The organism is Krasilnikovia cinnamomea, assembly GCF_004217545.1.
Lineage (GTDB): Bacteria > Actinomycetota > Actinomycetes > Mycobacteriales > Micromonosporaceae > Actinoplanes > Actinoplanes cinnamomeus.
In genome coordinates this window covers 6,553,356-6,573,952 of sequence record NZ_SHKY01000001.1, presented here as the reverse complement: position 1 = coordinate 6,573,952, position 20,597 = coordinate 6,553,356, and the positions used below count along the sequence as shown (strand labels likewise).

Genomic DNA, 20,597 nt, shown 5'->3' with positions numbered 1-20,597 from the left:
CGCGCGTGTCCCCACCCCCGCACCGCCACCCTGGGCGGTGGCTTCTGCTGGCCACGTTCGTGCTGCTCGGGTGCGTCGGCCTGAGCCTCGCGCTGGGCGCCCGCGCGCTGGCGCCGCACGACATCTGGGCGGCGCTGACCGGTGCGCACACCCCGGCCTCGTCGATCATCACCGAGCTGCGGCTGCCCCGTACGGTGCTGGCCCTGGTCGTCGGGGTCGCGCTCGGCCTGTCCGGGACGGTCATGCAGGCCCTGACCCGCAACCCGCTCGCCGACCCCGGGCTGCTCGGCGTGACGATGGGCGCGTCGACCGCGGTCGTCGTCGCGATCGCCTTCGGCGGCGTCAGCGCCCTGACCGGCTACGTCTGGTTCGCGCTCGCCGGGGCCGGCGCCGCCGCCGTGCTCGTGTACCTCGTCGCCGGGCGCACCGGCGCGGGCGACCGGATGGTGCTGGCGGGGGCCGCGGTCAGCGCCGTGCTCGTCGCGGTCACCTCCGCGATCCTGCTGCAACGGCCGGACGCGTTCCGCGACTTCCGGTTCTGGGACGTCGGCTCGCTGGCCGGGCGGCCCCTGACCGTCGCCGCCCAGATCGGCGGCCTGGTGGCGGTCGGCGCGGTCGTGGCGCTGCTGCTGGCCCGTCCGCTCAACGCGCTGGCGCTCGGCGAGGACTCCGCCCGGGCACTGGGCGTCAACCTCACCACCACGCGGCTGCTCGGCGGGCTGGCCGTCACCGCGCTGTGCGGCGCCGCGACCGCGGCGGCCGGGCCGATCGGCTTCCTCGGCCTGGTCACCGCGCACAGCACCCGCCTGCTGGTCGGGCCGGACCTGCGCTGGGCGCTGCCGCTGGCCGCCCTGATCACGCCGAGCCTGCTGCTGGTGGCCGACATCGTCGGCCGCCTGGTGCTCGCACCGCAGGAGCTGTCCGTCGGCGTGGTCACCGCGGTCATCGGGGCGCCGGTGTTCGTGGTGCTGTGCCGCCGGCGCCGGCTGGTCGCGCTGTGACCGCCACGGGCACGGGCCGCCCGTGGACCATCGGGCCGCTGTCCGTACGCCTGCACCTGCGCCCCGCGCTGGTCGCGTCCGCGCTGGTCGCCGCCCTGGCCGTGGTCGGCACCGTCACGCTGATGACCGGCGACTTTCCGCTCACCGGCACGGAGGTCTGGGCGACGCTGCTGGGCGGTGGCGACGGCGGGAGCCGGTTCGTCGTCCTGACCCTGCGGCTGCCGCGCCTGCTGACCGGCGCGCTGGTCGGCGCCGCCCTCGGGGTCAGCGGCGCCCTGCTGCAGGGCATGGCGCGCAATCCCCTGGCCAGTCCCGACATCATCGGCTTCACCAGCGGCGCGGCCAGCGGTGCGATCGTGGCGTTCGTCCTCGGCGCGAGCAGCATCGTCGTCGTCGGCGCGGGCGCCCTCGTCGGCGGCTGCGTCACCGCCCTCGCCGTGTACGCGATGGCCTACCGGCACGGCCACACCGGCGCCCGCCTCATCCTCGTCGGCATCGGCACCACCGCCGCCCTGACCTCGGTCAACACGTTCCTGATCAGTAAGGCGCCGCTGCACGACGCGATCGCCGCCCAGTCCTGGCTGGTCGGCGGCCTGAACAATCGCGGCTGGGAACACGTACGCCCGGTCGGGCTGGCCCTGGCCGTACTCGTCCCGCTCGCGCTCGCCGTCGGGCGGCGGCTCACGGTGCTGGAGTTCGGGGACGCCACCGCCGGCGCCCTGGGGGTTCCGGCGGAGCGCAGCCGGCGGATCCTGCTGGCGATCGCCGTCGCCCTGGCCGCCGTGGCGACCGCCTCCGCCGGACCCGTGGCGTTCGTGGCGCTCGCCGCCCCGCAGGTCGCCCGCAGGCTGGCCGGGCAGTCCCGGCCGGCGCTGCTCGCGGCCGGGCTGACCGGCGCGCTGCTGCTGGCGGCGAGTGACCTGCTGGCCCAGCGGTTGTTCGCGCCCACCCCGCTGCCGGTGGGCATCGTCACCGCCGGGCTCGGCGGCCTCTACCTGATCTGGTTGCTCGCCGCCGGCTGGCGTCGGGCCTGACGAGCATCGGAGCGCAGATGACCGCCACCAGCGACACCCGCCCCGCCGTCACGACGTCGCGGCTGTCCGCCCAGGGCGTCACGCTCGGGTATCCGGGGCAGCCGGTGGTGACCGGCCTGTCCCTCGACATTCCCGACGACGGCTTCACGGTGATCGTCGGCCCGAACGCCTGCGGCAAGTCCACACTGCTCAAGGCGCTCGCCCGGATCCTGTCGCCGAGCACCGGGCAGATCGTGCTGGACGGCCGGGCGATCGCCGGGTACCGGTCGAAGGAGATCGCCCGCAAGCTGGGGCTGCTGGCCCAGTCCGCGACCGCGCCGGCCGGCATCACCGTGGCGGACCTGGTCGCCCGCGGGCGGTATCCGCACCAGTCGCTGCTGCGGCAGTGGAGCAGCGACGACGCGGAGGCGGTGCGCGACGCGATGGACCGTACCGGCGTCGCCGCGCTCGCGGACCGCTTTGTCGACGAGCTGTCCGGGGGGCAGCGGCAGCGGGTCTGGCTGGCCATGGTGCTGGCGCAGCGGACGAACATCCTGCTGCTCGACGAGCCGACGACGTTCCTGGACATCGGTCACCAGTTCGACCTGCTCGACCTGTGCGCGGACCTGCACCGGCAGGGCCGCACGCTGGTGGCCGTGCTGCACGACCTCAACCAGGCCTGCCGGTACGCGACCCACCTCGTCGCGCTGTCCCCCGGCGGCACGGTGGCGGCGAGCGGGCCGCCGCAGGAGATCGTCACCGCCGAGCTGGTCGAGGAGCTGTTCGGCCTGCCGTGCCGGGTCATCCCCGACCCGGAGACCGGCACCCCCATGATCGTCCCGCGCCGCCGCCCCGCGCCCGCGTCCGCCGGGTGAACGGCCGGGTCGTGGCCGGCTACTCCGCGCTCGGGTGTTCGACGAGGTTCTGCAGGTACAGCGACTCGCCCAGGGTCTCGATCAGCTTCAGCTGCGTTTCCAGGTAGTCGATGTGGTGTTCCTCGTCGGCGAGGATGTCCTCGAACAGCTTGGCCGAGGTGACGTCACCGACCCCGCGCATGTACTCGATGCCGCGCCGGAGCCGGTCCACGGCCTCCACCTCGATCACCATGTCCGACTGGAACTGCTCGCGGACGTTCTCACCGATGCGCAGCGGGAACAGGCGCTGGTAGTTCGGCAGGCCGTCGAGGAACAGGATGCGGTCGGTCAGCACCTCGGCATGGCGCATCTCGTCGATCGACTCGGCTCGGGTGTGCGCCGCCAGCTTGGTGTAGCCCCAGTTGTCCTGCATCTTGCCGTGCAGAAAGTACTGGTTGATCGCGGTCAGCTCCGCCGTGAGCTGTTCGTTCAAGAACTCGATGACGCGTTCGTCCCCCTGCATGAACGCGACTGTACCGATAGTCACCCAAATTGGGGCATCACGCCGCCAGCGTGTCCGTGCCCGTCTCCTCGGCGATGAGGTCGTCGATGCGGTCGAGGCAGCTGCCACAGCCGGTGCCGGCGCCGCAGGCGTCGCCGACCTCCTCCTCGTCGCGCGCGCCGCACCGGATCACCGCACGCAGCTCACACTCGCGTACCCGAGCGCAGATACACACGTACATGTCGCGGCGGCCCCGTCTCCCCCGAACCAGTAAGGCGAGCCTCACCTTAGGGGATGCGAGCGCGCCTCGCCACCGGACGAACGGATCAGGGCCGGCTGCCCTTCCGGGTCGCGCCCGCGCGTCGACCGGCCGCGCGTACGGCACCGGGTGCGGCCGACGAAGTCCCTGGTCGCGGCGCCGACGAACGGTCCGGCCCCACCGCCATGGGGCCGGACCGTCCGGGTCACGTCGCCGGTCAGGCGCGGAAGATCCGCCGCCGCCTGCGCTGCCACACCAGCAGCGTCACGCCACCGGCCAGCAGGGCGAGGCCGGTACCGACCGCACCGACGACCGACGCGCCGGTGATCGGCAGGCCGCCGCCCGAACCACCCGTCGGGGGCTCCGGCTCCTCCGCCGGCGCAGCGGGCGCCTGGTGCACCATGGCGTCCCCGCCCATCCAGGTCAGGTCCGGGTTCGCCGTGGTCTCGTAGTTGACCGGCGCCTGCACCGACCGGGCCACCGTCACCGGCAGCTTGGGGTGCTCCTTCTTGAACGTCGTCGCGCTCACCGGCTTCTTCGGCGCCTGCGCGAAGTCGACGCCGCCCAGCACGAGGGGCACCGAGATCGTCTGCCCCGAGCCGTCCGGCACGTCGCGGTGGTAGACGAACTCGCCCTCGTTGAACGACTTCAGGTAGGCGTTGTAGGTGTCGAGCTTGTTCCACCGCACCCGGGCCGGCCAGCGGCTCGTGTCGTTGCTGTTGATGATCGGCGTGAACGCGGTGCTCCTGGTCGCCGCGCGCTGGCGCAGCCACTCGGCGGCCACCCGGCTGAGGTAGACGCGGCGCAGGTCCGCGTACGCCGGATCGGTGTTCACGACCTTCTCCAGCTCGGGCAGGATGATCTGCTGGTAGGTCGCCACGTTCTCCTTGGCCTGCGCCTCGCTCTGCTGGCACTTGTATTTCTCGGGCTGGTTCTTCACCACCATGTACTCGGCGTTGACCTTGAGCGGCGCGTCGAGGATGTACAGCCGCCCGCCCTCGTCGCGCACCGACGCCGGCTTCGCGCTGATCCAGATCCGCAGCGGCAGGCACGGCACGAGCGTCGGGGTGTCGAAGTGCAGCGCGTCCCACAGCCGGTCGCCCAGCGGGGTCTGCGGGTTGAGCAGTTTGGCGTGCGACCGCTTCAGGGTGAGGTCCGCGTCGAGCAGCACCCGGCCGGCGTCGGTCTTCGCGAACCGGTCGTCCATGATCTGGTCCGGGGTGTCCGGGTTGAGGTTCACCCAGAACGCCGAGGGCTGCAGCGCCAGCCAGGTGAACAGCGAGTCCGACGCCAGCTGCGCCTGCTCCAGGCCGCCGAAGCCGGGCTCGACGTCCTCGTCGGCCACGTCGTCGGCCTCGAAGCCGTAACCCAGGCCCTGGCCGTTGTCGGTCTCCGAGACGTACCGCAGCTCCATCGTGGAGAAGTCGATGCCGCCGGGGCGGCGCATCCGCTGGTCCGGCCGACCGGACTGGCGGGCGAGGTCGTCGTCGACCCGGGCCGCCTCACGGGCCTGGTCCAGGGTGCGCCCGGAGCCGGCGAACATGTCGTTGGCGGCGCCCCGCGCCGGAACGTTCACCTTCGGGTTCATCACCTGCGCGCTGGCGCCGGCGTTGGGCCGCGCCGAGTTCACGGCGTTCGGGGTGGCCTTCATGATGTGGTGGTCCACGCCCGCGGCCTGCAGCCGCCGGACGGTCGCCGCGGTGGGCTTGTCACCGAAGACGTACACCACCCGATAGCCCTGACTCTTCGCGATCTGCGCGTCCTTGGCCAGCTGGGCGGCGTCGATCGTGCGCCCGGACTTGAACTCGTACGCGACCTTGTGCCTGCTGTTGATCGCGTCGTAGCGCCGGGTCTCGCCGTTGGCGGTCAGGTCGCCCTGGCAGATCCAGTCGTCGCCGCCCAGGCCGATCTCCTCGACCAGCAGCTTCTCGAACGCCTTGCCGCGCGCGTCGTTGCCCTGGTTGGGCACGTAGCGCGACAGCCACTTGTCCCACGGCAGGGCCGGGCTCGGCTTCTTGCCGACCGGGTTCTCCTGCCACTTGCGCAGCTCGGCCGCCTTGTTCGCCTGGTACCTGTTCCACGACGAGTACAGGTGCGGCAGCGTGCCGGGCGCCTTGCCCGCGGTGCTGTTGCCGTACGGCGCCAGGTCGCGTGCGGTCGGCTCGGCGTGGCCCCGGACGTTCTCCCCCGGGTTGTGGTACTGGTACGGTCGGCCGTTCGCCCCGTCGGTGGAGCGGCTGGCGCCGAGCCCGGGCAGGTCACTCTTGGCCGGCGGCCGCTTGGTGATCGAATACCCGGCCACGTCCTTGCACTTCGTGCCGACCGGTGCCGCGTACGCCGTGACCGGGGTGAACCCGACCAGCGCCCCGAGCAGGCTCGTGACGGCGACGATGGCCCCGCTGCGCGCGAGTCGATGGAACCTCAAGACGTACGCCCCCTGATAGTTGTCCGTATCGCCTGAAACGCGGAGCGGACTTTAGCGAAGTTGACCAATGCGTGAGGCCCCGGAATCCGCACATAGGACAATCCACTGTGTACGTCCGCAGGTGAGTGGCGAAATGTGCCAACAACGGGTCGGTGCTGTCGGCGGGTGGCCGGTAGGCTCCCCGCCATGACCGACCCGCTTCAGCAATGGCGCGAGGCGATCCAGCCGCAGCTCGCCCGGCTGGAGGCCTTCGAGGTGCCGCTGGGCTTCCCGCTCGACTACAGCGAGGATTCGCTGGCCCGCCTCGAGCAGCTCCTGCGGGACCGGCGGCCGAGCGCCAGCCTGGTCGAGTCCGCGACCGCGTACGCCGGTGAGGCCCTGCTCCGGGTGGGTGGCGGCCGCTGGGCGTGGGCGGACGGTCAGCCCGTGGTCCAGCCCGACGAGGCGCTCGGGCTGCCGGCGGTGGCGCCGGGGGATCTCGTCTCCCGGGCCGACGACCTCGCCGCCACCTGGGCGGCCCTGGCCGCCGCGGTCCGGGCGCGCCAGGCGGCACACCCGGGCTGGTCGCCGGTGAAGGAACCGACGCCGGACATGATCGAGGATCGCCGCCCGGTCGTCCTGCCCTGGCTCGGCGACTGGCTGGCCGAACGCGAGAAGTCCTTTCCCGCCTGGGCCGCCGACACCGGCGTCGACGCGGCGGCCTGGGATTTCACGCCCGCTTCGGTGGACGTGCTGGAGACCGTCGTGCGGCACCGCCTGCCCACGGGGCAGGCGTTCACCGATCCCCGCCTGCACGACTTCGTGCAGGGCGCGGTCTGGTACTTCGGTGAGGTGGCGCGCCGGAACAAGCAGTCCGCCGGGTGGCAGTACAACCGGTCCGAGCCAGGCGCGACGGACCGGCGCCTGTCGGCGCAGTACAACCCGTGGGTCGGCCGGCCGTTCATCGAGCAGCTCCTGCCCGACGACATGCAGGCCACGGTCCCGATCTTCGACCTGGAATCGTCGGTCCTCAACGGCACGCCGGGCTACCTGAGGGGCCGGCTGGGCATCCTCGTCTGACCGGTACGCGGTCGCGGTCGCTAACCTTCCCTAACCTTCTCTAACCTTCCCTGTTGTGGCTGTCTGGAGAGACGGTTAGGGTATTTTTCATGATGCCGCGCCCTGTCACCACCGGCACGCCCGTCTACCGTTCCGCCGAGGGGGCCGACGCCGTGCGGCGGCGCTACCGGGCGGCACTGGCGGACTGGCCCGTGCCCGCGCAGCAGATCACGGTGCCCACCGGGCAGGGCGACACGTTCGTCCTCGCCTGCGGCCCGGCGGACGCGCCCCCGGTGCTGGCCCTGCAGGGCTCCGGCGCGAACACCGCCATGTGGCGGCACCAGATCGGCACCTGGGCGCGCGACCTGCGGGTGTACGCCGTCGACGTGATCGGCGAGCCCGGCCTGAGCGCCCCGTCCCGCCCCCCGCTGGAGTCCGACGCGCACGCCCGGTGGCTCGACGAGGTGACCTCGGGACTCGGCCTGGCCGAGGTGGCGATGGTCGGTGTCTCGCTGGGCGGGCTGCTGGCGATCGACTACGCGCTGCGCCGCCCGGGACGCGTGTCCCGGCTGGCGCTGCTGTCCCCCAGCGGCATCGGCCGACGCCGGACCCGGGTGGTGGTGGCCGCGCTCGCGTTGCGGCCGTTCGGCGAGGCGGGACGGCGACGCCTGCTGCGCTACCTCCTCGGACCGGCCACGCCGGGCCGGCCCACGGACAGCGCACTGCCGCTGCTGATCTTCCGGCACTTCCGGCCCCGGACGACGGGCATCCCCACGTTCAGCGACGCGCGGCTGGCCGGACTGACCATGCCCGTGATGGTCATGCTGGGCGGCCGCGACCGGATGCTCGACTCCCACGGCACCGCCCGGCGGCTGTCGGCCGCGGCGCCGCATGCCGTGGTACGGCTCCTACCCGAGGCCGGTCACCTGCTGCCCGATCCGGCCGTACCGGTGCGGGACTTCCTGCTGGGCGGCGGTCAATGACGCCGCGGCGCGGAGTCGGCGGCGGGTCGCGGCGGGTCGACCGGCCCCAGCAGCGGGCCGAGCGGGCCCAGGTCGAGGTTGAGATCCGCGAGTGTGACCCCGAAGTGATCACACAGGCGCACCATGTGCTCTTCCAGGGTCATCAGCGTCAGCCCGAGCCGCTCGACCTGCTCGGCCGACAGCTCACCCTCGTCGACCCGGCGTAGCGCCTGCCGCTCCATCAGTTGCCTGAGCAGCTCCACGACCGTGAGCACCAGCGTCGCGAGTCCCCGCTCGACGGACTCGGGTTCCACGGCCAGGCGCGCGGCACCGTCCCCGGTAGAGCTCACGTCCGGTCACCTCCCCCACTACCGGGCGCGGGCGGTGCGTGCACGGAACACAGCAGGGCCCGCAGCGATATCCGTACCAGGTCGATGTCGGCGACGCGGATGACGACGTCGCCGGTGACCACCACCCCGGTGGCGAGCATCCGGTCGAGCAGGTCCACCAGCGGGACCGGCGGCGGCGCGGCGGCCGGGACCATCACGGCCGTCCCGGCCCGGGCGGTTCGGCCACCGCACAGTACGGCGGCCAGGGCCCCGTGATCTCGATCCGCAGTGCCGGGTCCACGGCCTGCATCTCGGTGGCCGCCCCGGCGAAGCGCGCGGTGTCGTCGTCGGACACCAGATAGGCCGCGTTCAGCAGGGTCCACTCTTCGGCCCCCGCCAGCCACGGGTCGTGTGGCGGATAGCGGCGCGACACGGCCGCGTAGCCGCAGAACGTCCGGTGGATCACGTCGGCGCGCTCCGCCGCCTGCCGGAGGAGCAGTTCGGCGCCTTGCCGCTCGGCGCGGCGACGCATCAGGAACGCCGTCCCGGTCCCGGCCGCGCCGGCAGTGGCGCGTTCGCCGGGATCAGGCGCGGGCGGGCGGCGCAGATGTGCCTTGACCCCCCATTCGGTCCGCCCCGCGGCCAGCCGCAGCCCGTCGCGCAGCAGCGCGCGCCGCTGACCGAGCATGCCCGCCACGCCTGCCTCGTCGCGGTAGACGGTGCCGAGCCGGAAGGGCACCAGGGCGGCGTGCACACGCAGGTCGGTCAGGACGCGGTGGTGGGCACGGGCGATCCGCTCGACGCGGTCGCGGTCGTCACCGGTCCCGACGGCCGCGAACCCGGCCAGCGGCACCGAACCCACCACGGCGGCCAGCCCGGCGTTCTCGACCGCGAAGAGCGGCTCATCCGCCACCCCGGTCAGCGCCGGGGCCGGGCACGGGACCAGCACGACCGCGTAGACCCAGATTCCACGTACGGGACCGGCGCACGTCGCGCCGGGACCGTCATTCATCGGTACGGTCATGGCAGCGCCTCCGGCGCGTCACCGATCGGGGCCGAGCCCGCGTTGTCGACCGGGGTCTCGCCTGGTGGGGTCACCGCGTCCCGGAGTGCGCGGCGGCGGGCGGCCGACGTCAGCGACGGGTCGTGCTCCCACCAGTCGATGCCCATCTCGCGGGCCTTGTCGACCGAGGTCACCAGCAGGCGCAGGCGGATGGTCAGCAGCTCGATGTCGAGCAGCGAGATCCTGATGTCCCCGGCCACCACGACACCCGTGTTCAGCACCCGCTCCAGTATGTCGGCCAGATCGGCCGGCGCGGGGCGCGCGGCGGGCGCCCGCTCGTCGTGCCAGCCGATCAGCGGCCCGCTCATCGGGACCCACCCGGCCCGGCGCCACCGGCGGTCGGCGCGGAGTCGGCGGTGATCGGCGCCGCGTCGCCGGTGACCGGCGCGGCATCGCCGCTGACCGGCGCGGCATCGCCGGTGACCGGCGCGGCATCGCCGCTGACCGGCGCGGCATCGCCGGTGACCGGCGCGGCATCGCCGCTGACCGGGGTGGCGTCGGCCGGCAGCAGGCGTGCCAGGAGCAGGTCCTGCGCCTCGGCGCACTCCTGCTCGGTAATGAGGCCCGCGGCCAGGGCCAGGTCCGTCTCCGCGAGCCGGCGTCGGATCTCCGTCGCCGGATCCCATTCGGTGGCCGCCTGGTCCTGGATGAGCCGGGCCAGCCAGAACAGGCCGCGCAGCGGGGCCAGCGGCAGTGTCGCCAGCCCGGACACGAGTCCCATCAGCCCTCCCCGTGGACGAGCGCGTCGGCGAAGTCGTACGGGGCGAGCGGACCCAGCAGCCGGACCCGGGCCCGGCCCGCCCACTCGGCGGCCAGCCGTTGCACGGCGGCCTCGAACCGCGCCCGGCCATCGTGCTCCACCAGGAACGCCACGCACGCGGCCTCGTCCGCGCCGGTGACCGGCCGGGTCACCGCGGCGACCCGGTACGGCTCCAGCACGGCCCGCACATGCTGCCGGTCGCGGGCCCGCCGGGCGGCGAGCGCGCCGGCCACCAGCTCACCGAGCCGTACCCGGACGCCCGCCGCGCCGCCTCCCGCGCGGACCAGCTCGCGCAGCCGGGCGATGTCCGGCTCCCCGGCCAGCACCTCGCCCAGCACGGCGTCCTCGACGTGGCGCACCGACACGATGAACTGCGCCGTGCCCGCGAGCCGGGCGAGCGCCGCGGCGAACGGCGCGCGGCGCGGTTCGAGCAGCCGGGTCACGACGCTGCCGGGGTCGTCCAGGACGACACCGAAGCGAGCCGGCAGCACCGGTACCGACGCTGCCAGCTCGTCCAGGATCCGGGCGTGGCGAAGCAGGTCGCGTCGGCTGCCGAGGGCACGATCGCGCGCCACCGGGCTGATCACGGCGGCGAGGTCGCCGTGGTGGATCAGGGTGGGTCGCGGGCCGGCGGGGCCGACCCCGCACAGGTCGTCCGGGAGGCGGGTGCCGGACGGTACGACGCCGTAGAGGTAACAGCCGGCGGCGGCGGGCCGGACATCGCGGGGTGCACCGATGGTCGCGGTGCTCATCGTGGCCGCTCCCGCACCGGCTCGTCCGGGGTGGAGAGCAGGCCGACGACGGACTCGGCGGAGGACTGCTGAACAGCGCCGATGGCGCCCTTGGTCACCCCCTCGGCGACCCCTTGGACGAGGCCCGTCAGGTCGCCGCGGGGCGTCACGCGGCCGGCGTCCAGCCGCGCCATCGCGTCCGCGTACCGCAGGTAGGTGTCGATGCTGGCCACGACGACCCGCGCCTCGACGGTCAACACCTCGATGCCGACCAGCGAGACCCGGGCGAACGCGTCCACGACGACGCCCTTGTCCAGGATCATGCCCACCACGTCGGACAGCCCGCCCGAGGCCGACCGTTCCACCAAACCCGCTTCCAGGTTCATGCCGCACCACCGTCACACAGAGAGATCGTTTAATGACAATCCGTCGGATGACAGTGCTGTTGCCGCTTCACGGCCGAAAAACCTCTGTACCACCCTGAATCTGAACCAGTGCTCCGGCGGTCCGGGCCCCGGCCCCTCGTGATCATCGAGCCGGACGTACCCGGCCGAGTGGCCCGCGACACTGTGAATCACCATTGTCGATTCCTTGTCACACGCATTGAACGCGTAACAATTGTCCACAAAGGATGAACGGACGTGACGGCATTCATACCTCCACCCCGCAGCCCAATTCAGTTAACAAACCTATGCTTTTCTTGAAGCGGGGGATCGGCCTGTGGGGGGCCGCACATCTGGACCTGGGAGCACCGTCATGCCCGCGTCAGCCGCGCTCAGCGCGCCGCCGGCCAGCACCGCCGCCGACATCGAAGAACCGTCACCGCTACTACCGGCCCCGCCGGACGACACCGAGCTGTACGCGTATTTCGGCCCGCAACGGCGCTGGGTTCTGTTGTGCGTTTCACTGTCGTACACCTTCACGGCAGCCACCCTGTTCTTCTTCTCGCTGAGGCACCCCGCGCTGTGGGTCTTCCTGGCCGTCCTGGCGCTCAACGCCGCCGCCTGGCTGCTGTCGTGTGTGGACGGCCAACGGCAGCGCCGGATCACCCGCGACTCACACGATCTGCTCCTGCGCGCGTGGCGCCCGGCGAACGCGCCGAGCGTGGACGTCTTCCTGCCCACCTGCGGCGAGCCGATCGCGGTGCTGCGCAACGCGTACACCCACGTGGCGCGGCTGCGGTGGGGCGGGCCGCTGCGGTTCTGGGTGCTCGACGACGCCGCCCGGCCCGAGGTCCGGGCGCTGGCCGACGAGTACGGGTTCACCTACCGGACCCGGCCGGACCGGGGACACCTGAAGAAGGCGGGCAACCTCAACGACGCCCTGGCGCTCAGCGACGGTGACCTGATCGCGATCCTCGACGCGGACTTCTGCCCGCGCCCGGACTTCCTGTCGCATCTGGTGCCGTACCTGGAGGCACCCGACGTCGGCATCGTGCAGAGCCCGCAATGCTTCGACACCGACGCGGCGATGCCGTGGTTGCAGCGGGCCGCGGGCGCGGCCCAGGAGTGGTTCTTCCGCTGGCTGCAACCGTCCCGCGACGCCGACGACGCGGCCATCTGCTGCGGCAGCAACGCCGTCTACCGCCGGGCGGCGGTGCGGCGCATCGGCGGCTTCGCCCGCCTCGAACACAGCGAGGACCTGTACACCGGGCTGGCGATGCTGCGCGCCGGATACCGCACCCGGTACGTCCCCGTCCAGGTCGCCAAAGGCCTGTCACCGGACACGCTGCCCGCGTTCGTCAACCAGCAGTACCGGTGGGCCATGGGCAACCTGCGCCTGCTCTTCGACGCCGACTTCCACCGCATGCCCGCGTCGTGGCGGCTGCGGCTGGCCTACGGCAACGGCGTACTCGGGTATCTGCTGGCCGCGGTGAACGTCTTCGCCGCGCCACTGCCGCCGCTGGTGATGATGTTCTGCTACCCCGCCGAGATCCGGCCCTGGCACGCGCTGCCGCTGCTGGCGCCGCTGTGGGTCTGGCTGGTGCTGCTGCCCTCGGTCTCGGCGACCCGCTGGCGGGTCGAGGTGATCCGCGCCCACCTGATGGTCAGCTTCGCCGGTGCGGTGGCGCTGCTGCACACCCTGCGCCGCCGCTCGGCGGCGTGGGTGCCCACCGGCACCGCGGGCGGATCCTCCCCGCTGGCCCGTACGGTCGGCCGGGTCGCCCTGGGCTGGCTGGCCGCCACCACGCTCGCGCTCTGGGCCGGCGTCGCCTACGACGTGGCGCGCTACGGCTGGGCGCAGCACTGGGGCGTCGCGGGTTACGCGGTGCTCACCTCGTATCTGACCGTGCCGCTGGTCGCGGCCCTGTTTCAGGCCGAGGATCGATGAACGGCGCCCGGGACCGCATCGGCTGGCCGGAGGCGCTGGCCATCACCGCCGCCCTCGCCGTGCTCGCACTGGTCGCCTCCGGCTGGGTCGACGCGATGCTGCCGTGGGCCCGGTGAGCCCGCCCGTGACGCTGACCGCCGGCACACCGGTCGCGCCGGGCCGCGCGGCGGCGGCCGCGTACCGGCTGAACTTCCGGCCCGACATCGAGGGCCTGCGGGCCGTCGCGATCCTCACCGTGCTCGGCTTCCACGCGGGCGTGCCGTTCTTCGCGGGCGGCTACGTCGGCGTGGACGTGTTCTTCGTCGTCTCCGGCTTCCTCATCACCGGGCTGTTGCTGGCGCGCATCACCGCGCACGGCACCTTCTCGCTGGCCGACTTCTACGCCCGCCGGGCCCGGCGCATCCTGCCCGCGGCCGGGGTGGCGCTCGCCGCGACCGCGGCCGCCTGCTGGCTGCTGCTGGCGCCGCTGGCCCGTGTCGACGTCGCGTACGACCTGATCGCGGCCGCGTTCAGCGCGGCGAACTGGCGGTTCGTCGCCGGTCAGACCGACTACCTGGCCGCGCACGCCGAACCGAGCCCGGTGCTGCACTTCTGGTCGCTGGCGGTGGAGGAGCAGTTCTACCTCGGGTGGGCGCCGGTGCTGCTGCTGGTCGCGGTGCTGGCGCGCCGGTGGGGCCGTTCGGCGCTGCCGGGGATCGCGGTCGTGGCGGGCGTGGTGACCGCCGGCTCGTTCGCGCTCAACCTGCGCTGGACCGCCGCGTCGGCGCCGCTGGCGTACCTGGGGTCGCCGTCGCGGGCGTGGCAGTTCGGGGTCGGCGCGACGGCCGCCCTGGCCGCGCCGTACGCGGCCCGGGCGCTGTCCGGCCACGGGCAGGCCTGGGCGCGGGCGGTGCTCGGCTGGGGCGGGGTCGCCGCGATCGGCTGGGCGACGGTGACCTTCGACGGGCTCACCCCGTACCCGGGGCTGGCGGCGCTGGTTCCGACGCTCGGGGCCGCCGCCGTCATCCTCGCCGGACAGCGGGCCGACGACCGGTCGGCGTCGGGCGTACAGGCGGGCCGGCTGCTGGGCAGCGGTCCGGCGCGGACGGTCGGGCGGCTGTCGTACACGTGGTATCTGTGGCATTGGCCGGTGCTCGTGCTGGCGCAGGCGCGCCTGGGTGAGCTGGGCTGGCCCGCGCGCCTGGCGCTGGTGCTGGCGGCCGGTGTGCCCGCCGCGCTGACCACCCGGCTGGTCGAACGTCCGCTGCGGTTTTCCCTGGTCGTCGCCGCCCGGCCGCGCCGGGGCCTCGCCGTCGGGGCCACCGCGGTGGTGGTGCCGCTGGCGGCCGCGCTGCTGCTGGGCAGCGGGGCGATCCGGATCCTGGAGGGCAACGCCCGCGACGCCGCCGGTCCCCCGCCCGTGGGCGCGGCCGGCGGCCCCTGGCTGCTGGCCCAGCCCGGTCCCGCCCGCCACGGCGGACCGGTACGCCCCGCCCCGGCGCAGGCCCGCCGCGACTTCCCGCCGATCGCCGGCTGCGAGGTCCCCCCGGAGGCCACGCTGAGCCCGCCCTGCCGGTACGGCACGCCGGGCGCCCGCGACCGGATCGTCCTGATCGGTGACTCGCACGCCGGACAGTGGTTCACGGCCGTGGACGAGGTGGCGCGGCGGCGCGGCTGGTCGGTCGAGGTGCTGGTCAAGCAGGGCTGCCCGCTGCCGAAACTGACCGTGCGCAGCCCGCAGCTCGGCCGCGCCTACACCGAGTGCGACACGTGGCGCCGCCAGGCGCTCGCCCGGCTCGCCGCCGGGCCCCGGCCGCGCCTGATCGTCGCGGCCAGTCTGAACCGGTACACCGGCGACGCCCGCGCGCTGGCCCGGCGCTGGGACGACACGCTGGGGCGGCTCGCCGCGACGGGCGCCCCGGTCGCGTACCTGCGGGACACCCCCACCTTCGGCCGGGACGTGCCGACGTGCGTGTCGGGTGCGCTGCAGTCGTGGAGCCGGTGCGCCGTCGCGCGGGAGACGGCGCTGCCACCGGACCGCCTCGCCGAGCGGCTGGCGCGGGGCGGCCGGCCGGGGGTGTCGGTCGTCGACCTGACCGGGACGCTGTGCCCGCCCGGGCCGGACTGCCCGGCCGTACGCGAGGGTGTGCTGCTCTATCGCGACGGCGCGCACCTCACCAGCACCGCGGCCACCGTGCTGGCGCCGCGCCTGGAGTTCGAGCTGCACCGGCTCGGCCTGCTGCCGGAGGCGGGCCGGTGAGCCGCCCGGCACCCGGCCGGACCGCCCACGGTGCGGCCCCGCGGCCGCTCGCGGCCAGCGGCGGGCGGCGGGGATCGCTGAGGCGGGCGATGAGCGCCGCGGTCGTGGCCGTCCTGGGGGTCGCGGGTTGCACCGCGCCGGAACCAGACCCGAAGCCCGTGGATCCGCCGTGGACCTCGGTGTGGCGGGACGACTTCACCGGCCCGGCGGGTGCGCGGCTGTCCGGTCAGTGGCGGCACGACCTGGGCACCTGCTATCCGGGCTGCCCGGCACCGCGCTGGGGCACCGGCGAGATCGAGACGATGACCGACGACCCGGCCAACGTCTCCCTCGACGGGGCCGGGCACCTGGCCATCACGCCCCGCAGGGTGGACGGGCAGTGGACCTCGGGGCGGGTGGAGACCGAACGCGCCGACTTCCAGCCGCCGGCCGGTGGGGTGCTGCGCGTCGAGGCGGCGCTGCGGCTGCCCGACGTGAGCGCCGCCGACGGGGCCGGCTACTGGCCGGCGTTCTGGATGCTCGGCGCGCCGTTCCGTGACGGTCACACCGACTGGCCGGGCGCCGGGGAGATCGACGTGATGGAGTCGGTCAACGGCCGCGGCACGGTCGTCGGCGCCATGCACTGCGGCCACCTGCCCGACGGCCCCTGCCGCGAGGCGCGCGGTGGGCTGGGCTCGCTGGAGCGGGCCTGCGGCGACTGCGGTCGCGCATTCCACGTGTACGCGGTGGAGCTCGACGAGTCGACCAGCCCCGCGCAGGTCCGGTGGTACCTCGACGGCGCGCTGTTCCACCGGGTCACCGCCGCCGAGGTCGGCGAACCGGCGTGGAGCCGGGCCACCGGGCACGGCTTCTTCGTCATTCTCAATGTGGCGGTCGGCGGCGCGTTCCCGGCCGCCCTCGGCGGCGGGCCGAACGCGGCCACCGCGCCCGGCCGGTCCATGCTCGTCGACTACGTCGCGGTATCCGCGCGCCGTCCCACCTAGAGCGGCCATGGCGGGAACCGTGACAGCATTCCCGCCATGGCCCGATCCCGGGCTCCGTACGCTCTAGGCCGACGTGACCAGCGGCTGGAGGGCGGCGCCCACGCGGGTGACGAGGCCGGGCCGGTGGCCGTTGCGGATCAGGTTGATGGTGATGCCGTCGATGCCCGCCTTGAGCACCCGCTCGTGCAACTGCTCGGCGACCTGATCCGGCGTGCCGAGGAACGTCCGGTTGCGACGGTCCTCGGGAATGGTCTCGCCGAGCTCCTTCACCTCCTGCTCCGTGTCGCCCACCATGCCCATCACCAGGTAGCTGGTCGCGAGCGTGGCCGGGTCGCGGCCGATCTCCTCGCACCGCTGCCGCAGGGCGGCCACCTTGCGGGGCAGATCCGCGAGGTCACAGATGATGTTCATGTGGTCCGCGAACCGCGCGGCCAGCCGGAACGTCTTCTGCTCACCACCGCCGCCCAGCATGATCGGGATGTCGGGGCGCAGTCGCGGGTTGTTCATCGCGCCGCGCGCCGTGTACCACTTGCCCTCCAGGGTCGCCGGCTCCCCCTTGAGCATGGGGGCGATGATGGTCAGCGCCTCCTCGAGCCGTTCGAAGCGCTGCCCGAAGGAGCCGAACTCGAAGCCGTAGTCGTGATGTTCGCGTTCGAACCAGCCGGCGCCGATGCCGAGGATGGCCCGGCCCTTCGAGACCACGTCCAGTGTGGTCACCGTCTTGGCCAGCAGGGCCGGATTGCGGTACGTGTTCCCCGTGACCAGCGTCGACAGCTGGATCGTCGTGGTGGCCGACGCGAGCGCGCCGAGGGTCGTGTACGCCTCCAGCATCGCGTTCTCGGGCGCGCCGATGCCCGGCAGTTGGTAGAAGTGATCCATCACGAGGACGGTGTCGAACCCGGCCGCCTCGGCGTCCCGGGCCTGCGCGGCGACGGTGTCGAAGAGGTCCTCGACGCTCCCGCCGGGGTAGGTGTAGTTCGGAATTTGGTACCCGAGCCGGATGCTCACAGTGCCTCCGCCATGTAAGAGGGCTATCACTTGCTAATGTAAGAGGTCACTTACACGAACGGCAAGCCGGGGAGGGGACGTGTCCACGGACCGGGGCTACCACCACGGCAGCCTCCGCGCGGCGGTGATCCAGGCCAGCTTCGAGCTCCTGGCCGAGTCCGGCCTGCAGCACTTCTCGGTCGCGGCGGTCGCCCGCCGGCTGAAGGTGAGTTCGGCGGCGCCGTACCGGCACTTCCCGGACCGCGCCCACCTGCTGGCCGCGGTGTCGGCCGCCGCCGCCCGCGACCTGCGCGCAGAGATCACGGCCGCCGCCGACGCGGCGACCCCGGACCCGGCCGCCCGCCTGGCCGCCGCGGCGGGCGCCTATGTCCGGTACGTCGTGCGTACCGGCGCCGGGTTCCCCGTGATCTTCGCGGCGGAGCTGTACGAGCTCGCCGACGAGAGCCGCCGCGAGCAGACCCGTGCCCTGCTGACCACGCTGCTCGACCTCGCCGCGGCGACCGGCACCCGCACCTACCGGGAGGACCTGCTGCTGGTCGAGACGACCGTCGCCGTGGCACACGGCTACACCACGCTGTACGTGGACGGCTTCTTCGCCCGTAACTCCAGCACCATCGACGACGTCGCCGCCCGGGCCGTCGCGGCGACGCGTACCCTGATCACGCCTGACCGAGCGTGAGCTGCACCTCGTTGGGTGAAATACGGATGCTCGGTGTCCGACCGGGGTGAAACCATGTTCCCTGCTCTGTGCCGGACCCCACCCATGCCGGGCGCGCGGCACCTCGACTTATGCCCTACCAACGGGAGCTTCACGTGACTGGTCAAGTCGCCACCCCACCAAACAAACTTGATGCCGCAGTGCTCAAGATCGCCGGGGTGGTGGTGCTCGGCGCGATCATGTCAATCCTCGACATCACCGTCGTCAGCGTCGCGCTGCCCACGTTCCAGGTCGAGTTCGACGCCACGTACGCCGAGGTCGCCTGGACGATGACCGGCTACACCCTCGCGCTGGCGACGGTGATCCCGCTCAGCGGCTGGGCCGCCGACCGGTTCGGCACCAAGCGGCTGTACATGCTCGCCCTGCTGCTGTTCACGCTGGGCTCCGCGCTCTGCGCCACCGCCACCTCGATCGAACAGCTCGTCGGCTACCGGGTGCTGCAGGGCCTCGGCGGCGGCATGCTGATGCCGCTGGGCATGACGATCATGACGCGCGCGGCCGGGCCGGAGCGGATCGGCCGCCTGATGGCCGTCCTGGGCATCCCGATGCTGCTCGGCCCGATCTGCGGCCCGATCCTCGGCGGCTGGCTGATCGAGGCGAAGAGCTGGGAGTGGATCTTCCTGATCAACGTCCCGATCGGCGCGATCGCCCTGGTGTACGCCTGGTTCGCGCTGCCGAAGGACAAGCCGCAGCCGTCGGAGTCGTTCGACTTCCTCGGCATGCTGATGCTCTCGCCCGGTCTGGCGCTGTTCCTCTACGGCGTGTCGTCGTGGCCGGAGGCCGGCACTTTCACGGCCACCAAGGTGTGGCTGCCGATGGTGTCCGGTGCGCTGCTGGTGATCGCGTTCGTCCTGTACTCGTTCAAGCCCAAGCACCCGCTGCTCGACCTGCGGCTGTTCCGCAACCGCAACCTGACCGTCTCGACGCTCTCCCTGTTCGTGTTCATCATCGCGTTCATGGGCGCCGGGCTGCTGTTCCCGAGCTACTTCCTGCAGGTCCGGGGCGAGTCGACCCTGCAGGCCGGGCTGCTGATGGCGCCGCAGGGCATCGGCGCGATGCTGACGATGCCGATCGCGGGCATGCTGGCCGACAAGATCCCGGTGGGCCGCACCGTCCCGTTCGCGATGGCGCTCATCGCCGCCGGGTTCTTCACCTTCACCCAGGTCGGCACGGACACCTCGTACGTGCTGCTGTGCGGTTCGCTGTTCGTGATGGGTCTGGGCATGGGCGGCACGATGATGCCGATCATGACGTCGGCGCTGCGCACCCTGAACCACCACGACGTGGCGCGCGGCTCGACGCTGGTGAACATCCTCCAGCAGATCGGCGGCTCGATCGGTTCGGCGACCATGTCGGTGATCCTGACCAGCCAGCTCAACAAGTCCACGCCCATCCCGGGCACCAACCCGCCGATCACCGAGGCCCAGGCGGCGATCGCCAGCCACCACGTGACGGTGCCGCTGCCCCCGTCCGTGATCCAGCAGGGTCTGGAGTTCGTGGCGCAGTCGTTCGCGACCACCTTCTGGGTCGGCTTCGTGCTGGTGCTCGCGACGTTCATCCCGATCGCCTTCCTGCCGCGCAAGCGGCAGGCGGCGAGCCCGGACGCCGCGGGCGAGGGCACCGTCGAGACGCCGGTGATGATCCACTGACGGGTTAGGGGGTGGTGGGGGGAAGTCCCCCTTGCCGGCACCGGTGGTGATCTACATACAGTAGTGACATGGCACCGGCGCGATCCCTACACGAGATCATCGCGGGGTTGACCGGCACCGCCGGCACCCCGGTAGATCTCGCCGCCGTGCTGCGGTCCGGAGGGCATCCGGACCTGCCGGAGGAACTCCTCGCGGAGGCGGTGGTCAGCTTCGCCGACACCGCCCCGGCAGAGGTCGCCGAGCATCTGGCCCCGTTCGTCATGGCGCACGGTCCGATCACCGAGGGCGACACGGTGGCGGGCGGGATCGGCGATCTGCCCGATCTGCTCGCCGCCGCCCCGGCGGCCGCGGCCGACGACGGACCGGACCTGGCGGCACCGGAGATCGATCCGCTCGTCGACATGGGCGGCGGCCACGAGGCGGATGACTTGCAGGTCCACGACGCCGGCCAGCACGAGTGGGCGCCGCTGGAGATGGCGTTCGGCCACGGGCACGACCACGACCACGCGGCCGTGGTCGACGACATCGACTTCGAGACCGTGGCGCCGCAACCGCAGCCCGGGTACGGCGATCACCACGATCCGCACCACCTTCCGGGTCTGCCGGACGTGGCGCCGGACGCCGAGCTGTGGGAGACCCCCACGCTGCCCGACCACGCCCACGACATCGGCGACCTCGACGACCTCGACGACAACTGAGGCCGGGCTGTCCGGCGTTCTGCGCGGCGTTGAC

General features: G+C 73.0%; 22 protein-coding genes. 11 read left to right on the top strand and 11 right to left on the bottom strand.

Annotated features, from left to right (window positions below):
• The first annotated feature begins 5 nt into the window (after positions 1–5).
• From EV385_RS29565 to EV385_RS29555, 3 genes are read left to right on the top strand one after another with little or no spacing between them, the layout of a single operon-like run.
• Positions 6–1,001: a FecCD family ABC transporter permease gene (locus EV385_RS29565; protein WP_242625143.1), complete on the top strand. Its 996-nt coding sequence runs from the start codon at positions 6–8 to the stop codon at positions 999–1,001.
• Positions 998–2,035: a FecCD family ABC transporter permease gene (locus EV385_RS29560; protein WP_130512435.1), complete on the top strand. Its 1,038-nt coding sequence runs from the start codon at positions 998–1,000 to the stop codon at positions 2,033–2,035. The genes EV385_RS29565 and EV385_RS29560 overlap by 4 nt, the downstream gene beginning before the upstream one ends.
• A gap of 17 nt (positions 2,036–2,052) precedes the next feature.
• The gene (locus EV385_RS29555) at positions 2,053–2,889 is read left to right on the top strand and encodes an ABC transporter ATP-binding protein (protein WP_130512434.1); all 837 of its coding nucleotides are present in this window, start codon (positions 2,053–2,055) and stop codon (positions 2,887–2,889) included.
• 19 nt (positions 2,890–2,908) lie between these two features.
• Here the strand turns inward: EV385_RS29555 and bfr are convergent, their stop codons facing one another.
• The 3 genes from bfr to EV385_RS29540 form a co-directional block, all read right to left on the bottom strand.
• Positions 2,909–3,391: a bacterioferritin gene (gene bfr / locus EV385_RS29550; RefSeq protein ID WP_130512433.1), complete on the bottom strand. Its 483-nt coding sequence runs from the start codon at positions 3,389–3,391 to the stop codon at positions 2,909–2,911.
• A 37-nt stretch (positions 3,392–3,428) separates the two neighbouring features.
• Positions 3,429–3,611, bottom strand: a complete 183-nt coding sequence (locus EV385_RS29545; protein ID WP_130512432.1) for a (2Fe-2S)-binding protein — start codon at positions 3,609–3,611, stop codon at positions 3,429–3,431.
• Between the two features lie 235 nt (positions 3,612–3,846).
• Positions 3,847–6,054: a hypothetical protein gene (locus tag EV385_RS29540; protein WP_130512431.1), complete on the bottom strand. Its 2,208-nt coding sequence runs from the start codon at positions 6,052–6,054 to the stop codon at positions 3,847–3,849.
• Positions 6,055–6,240: 186 nt separating this feature from the next.
• On the opposite strand from EV385_RS29540, the gene EV385_RS29535 reads away from it, so the two are divergent.
• Together EV385_RS29535 and EV385_RS29530 are read left to right on the top strand one after the other, a co-directional pair.
• Positions 6,241–7,113: a hypothetical protein gene (locus EV385_RS29535; protein ID WP_130512430.1), complete on the top strand. Its 873-nt coding sequence runs from the start codon at positions 6,241–6,243 to the stop codon at positions 7,111–7,113.
• 89 nt (positions 7,114–7,202) lie between these two features.
• Entirely contained in the window at positions 7,203–8,075 is an 873-nt protein-coding gene (locus EV385_RS29530) for an alpha/beta fold hydrolase (RefSeq protein ID WP_207229999.1), read from the top strand.
• Here the strand turns inward: EV385_RS29530 and EV385_RS29525 are convergent.
• Genes EV385_RS29525 through gvpJ (EV385_RS36230) form a run of 7 tightly spaced genes read right to left on the bottom strand, consistent with a single transcriptional unit; the run spans position 8,069 to position 11,323 of the window.
• The gene (locus tag EV385_RS29525; protein WP_130512429.1) at positions 8,069–8,404 is read right to left on the bottom strand and encodes a gas vesicle protein K; all 336 of its coding nucleotides are present in this window, start codon (positions 8,402–8,404) and stop codon (positions 8,069–8,071) included. The two genes, EV385_RS29530 and EV385_RS29525, sit on opposite strands and share 7 nt — an antisense overlap.
• Positions 8,401–8,598 (bottom strand): gas vesicle protein GvpJ, encoded by a 198-nt coding sequence (gene gvpJ / locus EV385_RS29520; protein WP_130512428.1) that lies wholly within the window; start codon positions 8,596–8,598, stop codon positions 8,401–8,403. Before gvpJ (EV385_RS29520) ends, EV385_RS29525 begins: the two co-directional genes overlap by 4 nt.
• Positions 8,598–9,407: a GvpL/GvpF family gas vesicle protein gene (locus EV385_RS29515; protein WP_130512427.1), complete on the bottom strand. Its 810-nt coding sequence runs from the start codon at positions 9,405–9,407 to the stop codon at positions 8,598–8,600. Before EV385_RS29515 ends, gvpJ (EV385_RS29520) begins: the two co-directional genes overlap by 1 nt.
• Positions 9,404–9,754, bottom strand: coding sequence for a gas vesicle protein (locus EV385_RS29510; protein ID WP_130512426.1), 351 nt, complete (start codon positions 9,752–9,754; stop codon positions 9,404–9,406). The genes EV385_RS29515 and EV385_RS29510 overlap by 4 nt, the downstream gene beginning before the upstream one ends.
• A complete protein-coding gene (locus EV385_RS34460; protein WP_207229998.1) occupies positions 9,751–10,167 on the bottom strand; it encodes a gas vesicle protein GvpG in 417 nt (138 codons plus the stop codon). The genes EV385_RS29510 and EV385_RS34460 overlap by 4 nt, the downstream gene beginning before the upstream one ends.
• On the bottom strand, positions 10,167–10,958 hold the full coding sequence (locus EV385_RS29500; RefSeq protein ID WP_130512425.1) for a GvpL/GvpF family gas vesicle protein: 792 nt from the start codon (positions 10,956–10,958) through the stop codon (positions 10,167–10,169). Before EV385_RS29500 ends, EV385_RS34460 begins: the two co-directional genes overlap by 1 nt.
• Complete coding sequence (gene gvpJ, locus EV385_RS36230; protein WP_130512424.1) at positions 10,955–11,323, bottom strand: gas vesicle protein GvpJ; 369 nt, start codon at positions 11,321–11,323, stop codon at positions 10,955–10,957. The genes EV385_RS29500 and gvpJ (EV385_RS36230) overlap by 4 nt, the downstream gene beginning before the upstream one ends.
• 370 nt (positions 11,324–11,693) lie before the next feature.
• On the opposite strand from gvpJ (EV385_RS36230), the gene EV385_RS29490 reads away from it, so the two are divergent.
• From EV385_RS29490 to EV385_RS29480, 3 genes are all read left to right on the top strand, one after another.
• The gene (locus tag EV385_RS29490) at positions 11,694–13,268 is read left to right on the top strand and encodes a glycosyltransferase family 2 protein (protein WP_207229997.1); all 1,575 of its coding nucleotides are present in this window, start codon (positions 11,694–11,696) and stop codon (positions 13,266–13,268) included.
• A gap of 112 nt (positions 13,269–13,380) precedes the next feature.
• Positions 13,381–15,507 carry an acyltransferase family protein gene (locus EV385_RS29485; RefSeq protein ID WP_242625141.1) on the top strand — a complete coding sequence of 709 codons (2,127 nt, stop codon included), beginning with the start codon at positions 13,381–13,383 and terminating at the stop codon, positions 15,505–15,507.
• An 89-nt stretch (positions 15,508–15,596) separates the two neighbouring features.
• On the top strand, positions 15,597–16,490 hold the full coding sequence (locus tag EV385_RS29480; RefSeq protein WP_130512423.1) for a glycoside hydrolase family 16 protein: 894 nt from the start codon (positions 15,597–15,599) through the stop codon (positions 16,488–16,490).
• A gap of 63 nt (positions 16,491–16,553) precedes the next feature.
• Here the strand turns inward: EV385_RS29480 and EV385_RS29475 are convergent, their stop codons facing one another.
• Complete coding sequence (locus EV385_RS29475) at positions 16,554–17,498, bottom strand: LLM class F420-dependent oxidoreductase (protein ID WP_130512422.1); 945 nt, start codon at positions 17,496–17,498, stop codon at positions 16,554–16,556.
• Between the two features lie 79 nt (positions 17,499–17,577).
• On the opposite strand from EV385_RS29475, the gene EV385_RS29470 reads away from it, so the two are divergent.
• From EV385_RS29470 to EV385_RS29460, 3 genes are all read left to right on the top strand, one after another.
• On the top strand, positions 17,578–18,177 hold the full coding sequence (locus EV385_RS29470; RefSeq protein ID WP_130512421.1) for a TetR/AcrR family transcriptional regulator: 600 nt from the start codon (positions 17,578–17,580) through the stop codon (positions 18,175–18,177).
• Between the two features lie 110 nt (positions 18,178–18,287).
• Positions 18,288–19,865, top strand: a complete 1,578-nt coding sequence (locus EV385_RS29465) for a DHA2 family efflux MFS transporter permease subunit (protein WP_130512420.1) — start codon at positions 18,288–18,290, stop codon at positions 19,863–19,865.
• A 68-nt stretch (positions 19,866–19,933) separates the two neighbouring features.
• A complete protein-coding gene (locus tag EV385_RS29460) occupies positions 19,934–20,563 on the top strand; it encodes a hypothetical protein (RefSeq protein ID WP_130512419.1) in 630 nt (209 codons plus the stop codon).
• Positions 20,564–20,597 lie beyond the last annotated feature (34 nt).